This window comes from Anaerotignum lactatifermentans, assembly GCF_016902535.1.
Classification (GTDB): Bacteria; Bacillota; Clostridia; order Lachnospirales; family Anaerotignaceae; genus Anaerotignum; species Anaerotignum lactatifermentans_A.
The window spans coordinates 16,551-29,701 of sequence record NZ_JACSNY010000009.1 but is presented as its reverse complement, the minus strand read 5'-3'; the positions used below and the strand labels follow the sequence as shown (position 1 = coordinate 29,701).

Genomic DNA, 13,151 nt, shown 5'->3' with positions numbered 1-13,151 from the left:
GTCGCTATGCCCCATTATGACTATGACAAAGATTATCCCTTTGCCGCCTTCATCACCAACCTGGGCAAGTACAACGAGGGCGACCTGGTGGGCGAATGGGTGAAGTTCCCCACCACGCCGGAGGAGATGCAGAAGGTGTTTGAACGGATCGGCATTGGGCAGAAGGACGACTTCGGCCAGCCCTATGAGGAGTGGTTCATTACCGACTATGACTGCTATGTGGACGGCCTCTATGACAAGCTGGGCGAGTATGAGAGCCTGGACGAGCTCAACTACCTGGCCTCCAAGCTGGACGAGATGAGCCAGGGCGAGTATGAACAGTTCCAGGCGGCGATGGAGATCGGCGACCATTCGGGCAGCTTGCAGGAGATCATCAACCTGACCGAGAACCTGGACTGCTACGACATTTACCCCGACATCCACGACCACGACGACCTGGGCCGTTACTACATCGAGGAACTGGATGCCATGCAGGTGCCGGAGCATCTGCGGAACTACATCGACTATGAGGCCTACGGCCGGGACGTCGCCCTGGAGGAGGGCGGCGAGTTCACCAACCTGGGGTATGTGCGGGATACCGGGAGCAGCTTCCATGAGTATTACGACGGCGAACACGGAAGCATCCCGGAGGAATACCGGGTGATGACCTTCCAGGACGCAAAGGAGCTGACCGAGGAGGAAAAATCCGAGTGGGCGATGGACATCGCCTACGATATGGACGAGTTCTTCCGCCAGCACGACCCGCAGTACGCCGCCGAGCACCCGGAGGAGCACGCGGCCAAGGAGGAGATCTACGAAAACCTGATGGCCGGCCGCATTTCTGCCCTGGATGAGAAGCTGGCCGCCCTGGGGCAGACCCAGGAGGACTATCTCCCTTCGGAGATCGAGAAGTTCAAGGACGCCACCGGCTATGAAGAATTTCTCGACTTTGATCCGGCGGTGATCCGGGAGGCCATCCAGAACCCGGACAAGTCCCATGTGGACGAGATGCTGGCCTTTGCGGAGCAGGCGGGCCGGGAGTATGAGGCGGAGCTGGCTGGGCAGGCCACGGTGCCCTCCCCGGATGACCGGGAGACCAGCGAAACGGTACGCACCCCCAGGGGGACCTTCTATGTGACGGATATGAGCCGGGAGCAGATGGAGGCGGCCGGGTACGGTCTGCACCATCAGTCTGATGATGGGAAGTACCTCATCATGGGCAATGGTTCCCGTTCCTTCGCTATCCGCAGCGAGGAGGCCCAGGAGCACGCCGCCCCGGAGAAGATGACCGTCCTGGTGGTGGAGCCCATGAAGGAGCCCTATGTGAAGGAGATCGACCCCGGCCTCCATTCGTTACAGGCGGAGGTGGGCGGCGATATTGCCACCGCTTATCCATTCTCTGACCCGGTGGGGCTGGTCTGCAACGATGAGGGCAAGCTGATCGGCCTGGAGCTGAACCGGGGCCTGCGGGATGAGCATGGGGAGATTTACGACGTCATGGCCGGCACCTTCCTGGTGGTGGGGCTGGGTGAGGAGTCCTTCACCTCCCTGACCCCGGAGCAGGTGCAGAAATACACGGAGCACTTCAAGCAGCCGGAACAGTTCATCAGCCTGAACGGGCAGATCATCGCCCTGCCGGTGGAGCCGGAGAACCCGCTCCGCACCGCCGAGATGACCCTGGAGGACGACTACGGGATGATCGACGGGGTGCTGAACAACGGTCGCAAGGGCGAGGAGTTAGAGAAGGCCCAGGGTGAGGCGCGCAGGACCACGCCGGAGAAGAAGCCCTCCATCCGGGAACGGCTGGCGGAGGCCAAGCGGGAGTGCGGCGAGCGCAAGCCCCCGGACAAGACTCAGCAGAAGAAGCCCCCGGAGCACGACCTATGAGCCGGAGCAAGAAGTGGCGGCTGGAATGGTCCTTCTTCCTGGGGGAGAACGGCAGACGCAAGTATAACAAGCTCTGCAAGGGCTGCGTCCATCCCTGCAAGCAGAGTTTCCGGGCAGTCCTCATCGCCTGTCCCCATTACCAGTCCGCACGCTCGAAAAAATGCGGGAATAGGGGTTGAAAACGGGCTGAAAAATCGCCTGTGGCGGCTTTTCCGGGAGCCGCCCTTATGATTTCCCCATGTGGGCCTCTCCCTCTGATTTGAGGGGGGACAAAGAGGCTGTTTTGAACACTTTTCCATAACAGAGTGGGAGCGCCGCCTTCGGTTTGGACCGAGGGTAACGCTCCCACTTCTTTTTTTGTTCTCTTTTTTCTCTTTCAATCAGGATCGGACAGGAAGGATGTTCGCAGCAGCAGGCGCTGTGGGAATGTGCGTAAACGGCCATGTCTGCGGAGCTGTGGGAAACAATATTTGCGGGCTGTGGGAAAGCTGGCAGTTTTTCCATCGGGCCGTGAATATCTGTTTTCCATCGGCGGAGCGGCCGTTTTCCACATTTCCCATAGCGGAAAATAGCATGATAGCATACTTGTATATTGCTTTTCCGCAAGAAAGGATTTATAATGAATTATGGTTAGTCAATGCTAACTATAATTTCGACTCCTGGAGGAAGTTATGGGAATATTAAAGGCTTTTTTCAACAATACCCGCAAGCCGAAAGGATTGCTGGGCAGGTGCATGGTGGGCAGCATGAATCATGCCCATGCTGTCCTCGCGGATTGGGGCCTTAGCCATTTGCCTGAAACAGGTCCCACCGAGATTGCAGAACTGGGCTGCGGTGGTGGTCGGAACATTCGGGCGCTTTTGCGAAAATATCCGGCTGCGACTATTACTGCTCTGGACTATTCAGAAATATCTGTGGAAAAGGCCAGGAGTGTTAACCGCAAGGGGCTGCAAGCCAGCCGCTGCCGTATCATACAGGGAGATGTGTCTTGCCTTCCCTTCGAGGATGGCGTATTTGATTTAGTGACCGCATTTGAAACTGTATATTTCTGGCCTGGTCCTACGGAGAGCTTCCGGGAGGTGTACCGAACTCTGCGGCCGGGCGGCATCTTTCTGATCGTCAATGAGTCGGACGGAGAAGATCCCCACGCCAGCAAGTGGCTTTCTGTCATTGATGGGATGAGGATCTTCGATGGAGACCAACTTGCCCGTTTTCTCACCGAGGCAGGTTTTTCTGAGATCATCGTAAATCGGAATGCAAAAAAGCATTGGCTCTGCGTTCTGGCGATGCGGGAAAACAGCAGCCTTTTGGAAAATGAAGAACCGAGTGGCATCTCATAAAAAGCGGCAAATGGTGCGGCTGAGCACAGCATTTGACTTACTATTCAACCATTGGAATGCTTCTGATGAAGTGTACCGTATATGCTGGAACCAGCGAAACGGACTTTAAGAAGAATGAAGGGACAGAAGATGTGGAAATACACAATCCAAGTAGACGGCATGATGTGCGGTATGTGCGAGAGCCATGTGAACGATGCGGTGCGGAAAGCATTTCCGGTGAAGAAGGTCACTTCATCTCGGAGTAAAAAAGAGACTGTGGTAATCACGGAAATGGAACTGGATCAAGAGACTTTACAGGCGGCTATTTCCGCCACTGGCTATGATGTGGGGGAGATTTGGAAGGAATCCTGGCACAAGAAAGGGCTGTTTGGCCGATAAGTATCTGAGACACAGATCAATGGAGAGGAGGCAAGCGGATGCTGGCAGAATTTTTGTCAAAACAGGGGGAATGGACACAAGTGATGCCTGGTGCGCGAGCCTGCCTGTTCTCCCTGTGCGAGAGGTCATTCCCTCTGCCCCTCCGGTTGGAACCTCTGCACTTTGAGGTATTGTTCTGCCTGGCCGGGATGGTGACTCTGACCCGGCGGGATGGTTCGGTTCTGAGGTTAGGTACCCGGCAGGTGCTTCTCCTCACCGACATCTCTGATCTGACCCATGCCAGAGTGGAGACCGGCTTAAAGGGTGTGCTGGTGGCGGTGGACGCCCGGGGCGCCCGGGAGAGTCTAAAAACCATTTGCCGCCTGCTGGGCGGTTTGGCCTTGAACACGGAGCAAGTGCGGCGGTGGATGGCCAGCCGGGGCGGCTGCGCCGTGGAGGGTCCCTCTCCCTGGAGCCAGGCGGCCTTTGCTGACCTGGATCGTTTGCCCCGGAGCGAGCGGGCACGCTGGTGCGTGTGGAAGTCGGTGGAACTGTTGTATCTACTCTCTGCCCAGGGGGAACCAGCGGCGGAAATGGCCCCGGTGCTGGATCAGGAGATGATCCGGACCTTGGCAGAAACCCGCCGATATATGGAGGAGAATCTGGACGAACCCCTCTCCATATCAACTTTGAGCCGCCGTGCCTGCCTCTCTGCAACTACATTCAAGGAGGGGTTCCGCCGCCTGTACGGACTGCCGGTCCACACCTGGCTGCAGCAGCGGCGGATGGAGCGCGCGGCGGAGCTGCTGCGGGACTCCTCCCTCAGCGTGCTGGGGGTAGCCCAGTCAGTGGGATACAGCAGTGCCAGCCAGTTCTCCGCCGCCTTCCGGCGGCAGTATGGTATGTCGCCGACCGTGTATCGAAAAATGTCTGAACCGGCACAACATCGTCCGATTCGGTGAGACACAGCATTGTTTATCCTTTATAATACTTAGATACATAAAAAATCTTGTTTCCGGACAGGAGGAGATTTCAATGAAACAACATCGCTTCTGGGCCTGGGGCGCCGTGATTTGCATGGTCATGGTGATGATTACGGGCTACAAACACAAATAAAGCAGAAAGGAAAGATTTCCATGATGAAACACTATGTCAGACTGGCCTGCTTCGTGGGCGGCACTCTGTTCGGCTCCGTCGGCGTGAAGCTGCTCACCAGCAAAGACGCCAAGAAAGCTTATACTCACATTACCGCCGCCGGCCTGCGGATGAAGGATAGCGTGATGGAAACTGTGACCTGTGTGCAGGAGAACGCCGCCGACATCTTGGCCTCTGCAAAGGACATCAACGAGACCCGAGCCGCCAAGGAAGCTGAGACCCAGGTGGAGGATCAGGAAGCCTGAAAATTGCGGAAGGGAGCCGGAAAACGGCTCCCTTTTTTCCATGAGGAGAGATTTAGTATGCAAGCAACCATCGTACATGAGAGCCGGGGGCGGATGCGTCTGCGGCTCCGTCAAAAAAATATATCCATTCGCCAGGCGGATCTGCTGGAAACCTGGCTGAAGGGACAGCCCTGGACCCGGGAGGCCGTGGTCCATGAGCGCACCTGCTGCGTCATCGTAACCTATACGGGAGACCGGGAAGCCGTCCTCTCCGCCCTCGGCGCGTTCACTTGGGCCGGGGCGGAGTCATCCGTCACCCTGCCCGGCCACAGCACCCGGACTCTGAACCGAGAGTTCCAGGAGAAACTGGTGGGAAAGGTGGCGTTGAAAGCAGCCACTACCCTGTTTTTGCCCGCCCCGCTGCGGATCGCCCGGATTGTCTGGCACATGATCCCCTTTCTGCACAGAGGTCTGCGCTGCCTGGGACATCGTCAGATCAAGGTGGAGATGCTGGATGCGTTGTCCATCGGGATCTCCGTCTGCCGCAGGGACTTCGGTACTGCCGGCACTGTCATGTTTTTGTTGGAGATCGGTGAACTGCTGGAGGATTGGACTCGGAAGAAATCCGTAGCCGACCTGGCAGAGAGCCTGTCTCTCCATGTGGATCGGGTGTGGCTGAAAACCGAGGCTGGTGAAGTGCTCACCTCCATCGGCCAGATCAGACCCGGCGACTGGGTCGTGGTTCGAGCCGGAAGCGTCATCCCCCTGGACGGCGTGGTGGAGGAGGGGGAGATCACCGTCAACCAGGCGTCCCTCACCGGCGAGTCCGTCCCCGTGGCCAAGCGGCGCGGCGGCGCGGTGTACGCCGGCACCGTAGTGGAGGAGGGAGAGTGTGTCCTGGAGGTGAAGCAGGCCACCGGCCAGAGCCGCTATGACCAGATTGTGGAGATGATCCAGCGGTCTGAGCAGATGAAGTCTGCCGCCGAAGCCAAAGCGTCCAACTTGGCGGACAAACTGGTGCCCTATACCTTTGCCGGCAGCCTGGTGAGCCTTGCCCTCACCCGGAACGTGACCCGGGCCTTGTCGGTACTTATGGTGGACTTCTCCTGTGCCCTGAAACTGGCCATGCCCCTGGCGGTGCTCTCCGCCATGCGGGAGGCGGGACGGGAGCACATCACGGTCAAGGGCGGCAAGTTCCTGGAGGCTGTGGCCAGCGCCGATACCATTGTCTTTGATAAGACCGGCACCCTCACCCATGCCTGCCCCAGGGTGGCCCGCGTCATCCCCTTCAATGGTATGGAGGAGGCGGAGATGCTGCGCCTTGCCGCCTGTTTGGAGGAGCATTTCCCTCACTCTATGGCAAACGCTGTGGTAGAGGAGGCCAAACGCCGAGGGTTGAGCCACGAAGAACGCCATGCTAAGGTGGAGTACCTGGTTGCTCACGGCATTGCCAGCTCGGTGGACGGAGAGCAGGTGCGCATCGGCAGCGCCCACTTCATCTTCGAGGATGAGAAGTGCGTGATCCCAGAGGAGGAACGGGCCAAGTTCGACGCGCTGCCCCCAGAGTATTCCCAGCTCTATCTGGCCATCGACGGGGTGCTCTCCGCCGTAATCTGCATCTCCGATCCTCTGCGAGAGGAGGCGCGGGAGGTCCTATCTGCCCTAAGAAATCTGGGCGTAAAAAAACTGGTGATGCTGACCGGGGACAGCCCCCGTACCGCCGCTTCCATTGCGGAGCAACTGGGAGTAGATGACTTCCGGGCCGGGGTTCTCCCAGCGGACAAGGCGGAGTATGTGGCCGCTTTGCGGAAGGAAGGGCATACTGTCCTTATGGTGGGAGACGGCATCAACGACTCTCCGGCCCTCTCCGAGGCGGATGCCGGCATCGCCATCAGCGATGGGGCGGCCATCGCCAGGGAGATCGCCGACATCACCATTGCCGCCGACAGCCTGTGGGAGCTGGTGCGCCTGCGGCAGCTGGCCATGGCCCTGATGCGCCGCATCCGGAATAACTACCGCTTTGTCATCGGGTTCAACGGGGCGCTCATCGGTCTTGGCGTGACGGGCATTCTGCCTCCAACCACCTCCGCCATGCTCCACAACCTGTCTACTCTTGGCGTAAGCCTCCACAGTATGACTGCCCTGCCCCAGAAAAAGCAAGATTAAGTTTCCTGACAGAGTCCGGCGCGTATGCGCCGGGCTTTTTTCGTATTCCACTTGACAAACTACTGCTCCAGTCGTATTATAACAGTGTTATATAACGCTGTTATAAGGAGAGAGTCTATGGAAGAAAAGTCTAACGCCACGCTGGAAAAAATCCATGAGGCGGCCATGGCCGAATTTCTGGACAAGGGCTTTCAAGGGGCTTCTCTGCGGCAGATCGTAAAGAACGCTGGGGTAACCACCGGGGCCTTCTACGGCTACTTCTCCAGCAAGGAGGCGCTCTTTGCCTCCATCGTGGAGCCGCACGCGGCCGCTTTGATGGGGCGGTTCATGGAGGCCCAGACTTCCTTTGCCGAACTGCCTGAGGAGCAGCAGCCAGATCACATGGGGGAGGAATCCAGCAACTGCGTCCACTGGATGGTGGACTACATTTGCCAGCACCGGGAGCCGGTGAAGCTGCTCCTCACCCGCGCAGAGGGTACCAGCTATGAGCACTTCGTCCACAGCATGGTGGAGGTGGAGGTAGAGTACACCCTCCAATACATGGAGGTGCTCCGCCGTCTGGGCCGGGACATTCCGGAACTGAGCCAGTCTCTGTGTCACATCATCGCCAGCGGGATGATGAGTGGCATTTTTGAGATCGTGATCCACGATATGCCCCGGGAGCAGGCGCTGCGGGACGTGGATCAACTCCGCGATTTCTATACCGCCGGATGGCTGAAATTGATGGGGGCTTAACCCCTATCTTTTTTGAATACAGGTTAGCTTCGACTAACTATTTTAACAAGGAGGGATCACTTTGAAGCAAAAGAAACCAAGCAGCCTGACCCGCATCCTGGGCTATGCGGGCGGGCACAAGAATCTAACGATCCTGGGCTGTATCCTGTCCGCCCTGTCGGCGGTGCTGGGGCTGGCGCCGTATCTGTGTGTCTGGCTGGTGGCCAGAAGCGTGTTGTCCACTTGGCCCGGCCTGGACGGGGCCGGGAACCTGGGACTCTGGGGCTGGATGGCAGTGTGGACTGCCGTTGGCAGCATCCTGCTGTACTTTGCCGCCCTCATGTCCACCCATATCGCGGCCTTCCGCACCGCCCGGAACATCCGGCGCGCCGCCATGACCCATGTTCTGAAACTCCCCCTGGGCTTTTTTGCCGGGAACCAGTCGGGGCGGCTGCGCAAGCTCATTGACGACAACGCCGGGCTCACCGAGGACCTGCTTGCCCACAAGCTCCCCGACCTGGCCGCCACGGCAGTGACGCCTATCGCCGCCATCGTGGTACTGTTCCTCTTTGACTGGCGGATGGGTCTGCTGTGTCTGCTCACCATGGTGCTGGCGCTGCTCTCCATGTGCATGATGATGGGCGGCAAGAACGCCGGCTTTTTCCACCGCTATCAACAGGAGATCGAGCGCATGAGCGGCGAGGCGGTGGAGTATGTCCGGGGCATCCCGGTGGTGAAGATGTTCCAGCAGACGGTCTACTCCTTCAAGGCCTTCTATGCCGCCATCCAGGATTACAGCGACCTGGCCAGTCAGTACGCCATGAGCTGCCGGACGGGCCAGACCTGTTTCCTCACCTTCATCAACGGAGCCTTCGCCCTGCTGATCCCGGCGGCGCTGCTCATCGCCTCCGGCGGGGATGTGCGTACCGCGCTGGTGAACCTGATCTTCTACGCCCTGTTCGCCCCTGCCTGCGGTCAGATGATCAACCGCATCATGTATATGAGCGAGGCGGTAATGGAGGCCGACGAGGCCATCGGACGCCTGGACGAGATCCTGAGCCAGAAGCCCATGGAGGAATCGAAGGTACAAAAGAAGCCGGCTGGCGACGCCGTGGTCTTTGCACACGTGACCTTCACCTACCCCGGCGCCGACCGGCCCGCGCTGGAGGATGTGAGCTTTTCCGTCCAGCCCGGCCAGGTGGTGGCTTTGGTGGGTCCATCCGGCGGGGGAAAGACCACCGCCGCCAGCCTGATTCCCCGGTTCTGGGATGTGGACAGCGGCAGCGTCACCGTGGGCGGCGCGGACGTGCGGAAGCTGGACAGCGCTTCCCTCATGGGGCAGGTGGCCTTTGTGTTCCAGGATACCCGGCTGTTCAAGGAGAGCTTGCTGGAGAATATCCGGGCTGCCCGGCCGGATGCATCCCGGGAGGAGGTGCTTGCCGCCGCACATGCCGCCCAGTGCGATGACATCCTGGAAAAACTGCCCCAGGGGCTGGACACGGTGGTGGGCGCAAAGGGCGTCTATCTCTCCGGCGGGGAGCAGCAACGCATCGCCCTGGCCCGGGCCATTTTGAAGGACGCCCCCATCGTGGTACTGGACGAGGCCACCGCCTTTGCCGACCCGGAGAATGAGCATCAGATCCAAAAGGCCTTTGAGACGCTGACCCGGAATAAAACAGTGCTGATGATCGCCCACCGGCTGTCCACGGTGCAGAACGCGGACAACATCATCGTCCTCAGCGAGGGAAAGATTGCGGAGCAGGGCAATCACAGCGCCCTGCTGGAAAGAAACGGTGTCTACGCCGCCATGTGGGCGGACTATCAGCGTAGCGCAAAGTGGAAGGTTGGAAAGGAGGCAGCGGTATGATAAAGAAATTACAACATATCTTCGCCCTCAGCGAGAAGGGTGCCAGAGACCTGGTGAAGGCCGTGATTTGGTGCTTTGTGTGCAATCTGGCCCTCATGTTCCCCGTGGGGGCGGTACTGTTCACGGTTCAGCATCTTCTGGGTTGCCTGGAGGGCGGCGGCAGTCCCATGGACGGGTTCTGGATCTATGTGGGCTTTGCCCTGGTGGTGCTGATCCTGCTGTTCGTCCTCCACTGGTTTCAGTACGCCTCCCTCTACATCGCCACCTACCGGGAGAGCGCCAACCGCCGGGTGAGCCTGGCAGAGACGCTGCGGAGACTCCCCCTGTCCTTCTTCGGCAACCGGGATCTCAGCGACCTGACCTCCACCATGATTGCCGACTGCTCCAGCCTGGATCAAATGTTCTCCCACTATGTGCCCCAGCTGTTCGCCTCCGTCGGTTCCACACTGGTAATCGGGGTGTGCATGTTCGCCTGTGACTGGCGCATGGCCCTGGCTGTGCTGTGGGTGGTGCCCGTGGCGGTGGCGCTGACAGCGGGAAGTAAGAAGATCCAGGACGCCTTTGGAACGAAAAATATCCTGAACAAGCGGGCGGTGGCCGACTGCATTCAGGAGGGGCTGGAGACCATCCGGGACATCAAGGCCTGCCACCGGCAGGAGCGGTACCTTGACGGCCTGGAGGCAAAGCTGGCCGCCATGGAGGGCAGCTCCATCCGCTCCGAGCTGGCCACCGGCGTGTTCGTCTGCTCCGCCCAGGCCTTCCTGCGGCTGGGGCTTGCCACCACGGTGCTCACCGGCGGGGCGCTGCTGCTGGCCGGGGAGCTCCCCTTCCTCTATTTCCTGGGTTTCCTCTTTGCTGCCGCCCGGCTGTATGATCCCCTGGGGGTGGTGCTCCAGAATATCGCCGCTACCTTCAACACCAAGCTGCAGATTGAACGGATGCGCTCCATTCTGGAGCAGCCGGTTCAGACGGGAACGGAGGATTTCCGCCCCAACCGCTACGACATCACCTTTGACCATGTCTCCTTTGCCTACCGGGAGGGTGCAGGGGTGCTGGAGGATGTGAGCTTCACCGCCCGCCAGGGGGAAGTCACCGCCCTTATCGGACCCTCCGGCGGCGGGAAGTCTACCGCCTGCAAGCTGGCCGCCCGGTTTTGGGATGTCACCGGCGGGAAGGTGTCCCTGGGCGGGACGGACGTGTCCACGGTGGACCCGGAGGCCCTCCTGCGCTCCTACTCCATGGTGTTCCAGGACGTGGTGCTGTTTCGGGACACGGTGATGGAGAACATCCGTCTGGGCCGCCGGGGCGCCACCGATGAGGAGGTGCTGGAGGCTGCCAGGGCCGCCCAATGCGACGAATTTATCCGCAAACTGCCCCAGGGCTATCAGACGGTGATCGGGGAGAACGGTTCCACCCTCTCCGGCGGGGAGCGGCAGCGGATCTCCATCGCCCGGGCACTTCTAAAGGACGCGCCGGTGGTGTTGCTGGACGAGGCCACCGCCAGCCTGGACGTGGAGAACGAGAGTGCCGTCCAGGCCGCCCTCTCCCGCCTGCTCCGGGGCAAGACAGTGCTGGTCATCGCCCACCGGATGCGCACCGTGGCAGGGGCCGACCACATCGTGGTGCTGGAGGACGGCCATGTGGCCCAGCAGGGCACCCCGGCGGAGCTGATGGAGCAGGGCGGCCTCTACCGCCGTATGGTGGAGCTTCAAAACGAGAACGCCCAGTGGCGGCTGGGTTAATTCCGTCTATTCAAGTTCATTCGATCTTTCCTTCGGGAGTACAACATCCTCTGACCGTTCCAGTAAGATACGGACGTTTTGGTTGAGGGTGTCGTACTCCCGTTCTTTCTGTTGAGCCTTCCTGTATTCCGATTGCAGGGCGGTCCTTCTGGCGGTGAGCTCATCCATTTCTGTCCGGAGCCGCTGGGCGGCGGGCAGGGGTACGGCGTCCAGGCGTTTCAGCTCCCTTGCCGCCGCCTCGAACAGGATGATCTCGCCCTCATGCCCCCGGAGGAATTTCTCCTTGTCCCTGGACTGGCGGTATTCCTCATACAGGGGCCGGAGCTGGCGGTAGGTGGCGGCGTGCTTCATGGTGAGGGTCAGCCGCTCCATTTCCTTCTCCGTCGCCCGGAGGTCCGCCTTCACCCTGGCGGTGGCGGCCGCCGCCCCGTCGCACCGCTCGGACAGCTCCTCCAAACTTCCGATGCCATGTTCCGTCAGGAAGTTCAGCGTTTCCGCCGCTCGCTTCAAGTTCTCAATGTTCGCCCAATGCTTGTAGCCGGCGCTCTGCTGGGCTTTGATGTTGTTCTGGATGTCGATGAGCAGGCTGGGCTTCCCGGTGCGCTGCTTCGGTTGGCGGGAGGGGCTGGGCCTTCCGGCGATCCGAGCGGTCAGGGCCTCCTCAGCGTAGTCGGCGCCCAGGGTCTTCAGACGGGTGAACCGCTCCTGGCCCGGAGCCCTGGCGGAGATGTACTTGCCCCGTTTCAGCTCGTAACCTTCCCGCTGGAGGCGGCGGAGCAGGTCCTCCAGGTCGGCGCAGCCGGGCAGAAGCCGGTCGATGGCGGAGCGCAGCTTTGCTTTATAGCTGGTGCCGTCCTGTTCTGCCTGGTGCTCAATGTAGCTCTTGCCCTTGTCCCGGCCGGGGACGATGACAGACAGGCCATGCTCCTTGCAGATGCGGTCGCTGGCGTGGCGGATGAAGTGATAGCTCCGCTTGTTGGAGTGATAGTGCTTGTGGTCCTGAAAACTGACCGCATTGAAAATCAGGTGATTATGGACGTGATCCCTGTCTATGTGGGTAGTGAGAACAAATTCATACTTGCCGCCCAAGACCTCCCGCGCCAGCTCCATGCCGATCCGGTGGGCTTCCTCCGGCGTGACCTCCCCAGGCTCAAACGCCTGGATGAGGTGGCGGCCCAGGTTCGTGCCCTTGTCGATAGCATGGCGGCGGGTCCATGCAAATTCGATGTCGGCGGTTTCCGCGGTGCAGCCGAAGGAGGACACCAGCAGCTTCCCATCCGTCTTGTCTGGATTGCAGATATAGTCGATGGCCGCTTTCAGCGTTGACTTAATAGGATGCGTCTTTGTAACTGCCATATCTGCTCCAATCTCTCCCGTATCTCCTCCATATCGGCCTGATAAGCGGGGCCGCCGGCGTTCACCCTCTTGGCAATCTGGTTGATGTTCCGGCCGATGGAGCCCAGGGCCTTTGTCATCTCCCTGATGTCGGTGGTGTCCACCTGGATGATATACCCGTCAATCGCCATCTTCCGCAGGTAGGCGCCATATCGCTTTGTGGGAAGCTGGCTCATCTTCTCGTCGATGAGCCGCTTTTCCTCCTCTGTCACCCAGAACTTCATCTGGATATTTCGTTTTCGATTTGCCATGCCATTTCGCCTCCGTTTCTTATAAGGGTCTGGGACTATCCCAGCAAGCAATTTTTGTGTTTAGGGGCAGGGGT

Annotated in this window: 12 protein-coding genes; 10 read left to right on the top strand and 2 right to left on the bottom strand. The window is 59.7% G+C overall.

Annotation, left to right across the window (positions count from 1 at the left end):
- The first annotated feature begins 6 nt into the window (after nucleotides 1–6).
- The 10 genes from H9X84_RS08290 (at nucleotide 7) to H9X84_RS08245 (ending at nucleotide 11,431) form a co-directional block, all read left to right on the top strand.
- Complete coding sequence (locus tag H9X84_RS08290; RefSeq protein ID WP_205133818.1) at nucleotides 7–1,866, top strand: antirestriction protein ArdA; 1,860 nt, start codon at nucleotides 7–9, stop codon at nucleotides 1,864–1,866.
- Complete coding sequence (locus tag H9X84_RS08285; RefSeq protein ID WP_205133817.1) at nucleotides 1,863–2,045, top strand: hypothetical protein; 183 nt, start codon at nucleotides 1,863–1,865, stop codon at nucleotides 2,043–2,045. Before H9X84_RS08290 ends, H9X84_RS08285 begins: the two co-directional genes overlap by 4 nt.
- Before the next feature lie 492 nt (nucleotides 2,046–2,537).
- The gene (locus H9X84_RS08280) at nucleotides 2,538–3,206 is read left to right on the top strand and encodes a class I SAM-dependent methyltransferase (RefSeq protein WP_205133816.1); all 669 of its coding nucleotides are present in this window, start codon (nucleotides 2,538–2,540) and stop codon (nucleotides 3,204–3,206) included.
- 129 nt (nucleotides 3,207–3,335) lie between these two features.
- Nucleotides 3,336–3,584 carry a heavy-metal-associated domain-containing protein gene (locus H9X84_RS08275; protein WP_205133815.1) on the top strand — a complete coding sequence of 83 codons (249 nt, stop codon included), beginning with the start codon at nucleotides 3,336–3,338 and terminating at the stop codon, nucleotides 3,582–3,584.
- A 38-nt stretch (nucleotides 3,585–3,622) separates the two neighbouring features.
- The gene (locus H9X84_RS08270) at nucleotides 3,623–4,525 is read left to right on the top strand and encodes an AraC family transcriptional regulator (RefSeq protein WP_205133814.1); all 903 of its coding nucleotides are present in this window, start codon (nucleotides 3,623–3,625) and stop codon (nucleotides 4,523–4,525) included.
- 177 nt (nucleotides 4,526–4,702) lie between these two features.
- Entirely contained in the window at nucleotides 4,703–4,963 is a 261-nt protein-coding gene (locus H9X84_RS08265; protein ID WP_122789722.1) for a DUF6110 family protein, read from the top strand.
- Between the two features lie 57 nt (nucleotides 4,964–5,020).
- Nucleotides 5,021–7,108 (top strand): heavy metal translocating P-type ATPase, encoded by a 2,088-nt coding sequence (locus H9X84_RS08260; protein ID WP_205133813.1) that lies wholly within the window; start codon nucleotides 5,021–5,023, stop codon nucleotides 7,106–7,108.
- Nucleotides 7,109–7,225: 117 nt separating this feature from the next.
- A complete protein-coding gene (locus H9X84_RS08255; protein ID WP_205133812.1) occupies nucleotides 7,226–7,843 on the top strand; it encodes a TetR/AcrR family transcriptional regulator in 618 nt (205 codons plus the stop codon).
- A gap of 61 nt (nucleotides 7,844–7,904) precedes the next feature.
- The gene (locus tag H9X84_RS08250) at nucleotides 7,905–9,689 is read left to right on the top strand and encodes an ABC transporter ATP-binding protein (RefSeq protein WP_205133811.1); all 1,785 of its coding nucleotides are present in this window, start codon (nucleotides 7,905–7,907) and stop codon (nucleotides 9,687–9,689) included.
- Nucleotides 9,686–11,431 carry an ABC transporter ATP-binding protein gene (locus H9X84_RS08245; protein ID WP_205133810.1) on the top strand — a complete coding sequence of 582 codons (1,746 nt, stop codon included), beginning with the start codon at nucleotides 9,686–9,688 and terminating at the stop codon, nucleotides 11,429–11,431. Before H9X84_RS08250 ends, H9X84_RS08245 begins: the two co-directional genes overlap by 4 nt.
- A 6-nt stretch (nucleotides 11,432–11,437) precedes the next feature.
- Here H9X84_RS08245 and H9X84_RS08240 read toward each other — a convergent pair whose 3' ends face one another.
- The gene (locus H9X84_RS08240) at nucleotides 11,438–12,787 is read right to left on the bottom strand and encodes a relaxase/mobilization nuclease domain-containing protein (RefSeq protein WP_205133809.1); all 1,350 of its coding nucleotides are present in this window, start codon (nucleotides 12,785–12,787) and stop codon (nucleotides 11,438–11,440) included.
- Nucleotides 12,748–13,077, bottom strand: a complete 330-nt coding sequence (locus H9X84_RS08235) for a plasmid mobilization protein (protein WP_003510872.1) — start codon at nucleotides 13,075–13,077, stop codon at nucleotides 12,748–12,750. The genes H9X84_RS08240 and H9X84_RS08235 overlap by 40 nt, the downstream gene beginning before the upstream one ends.
- Between the last annotated feature and the right edge of the window lie 74 nt (nucleotides 13,078–13,151).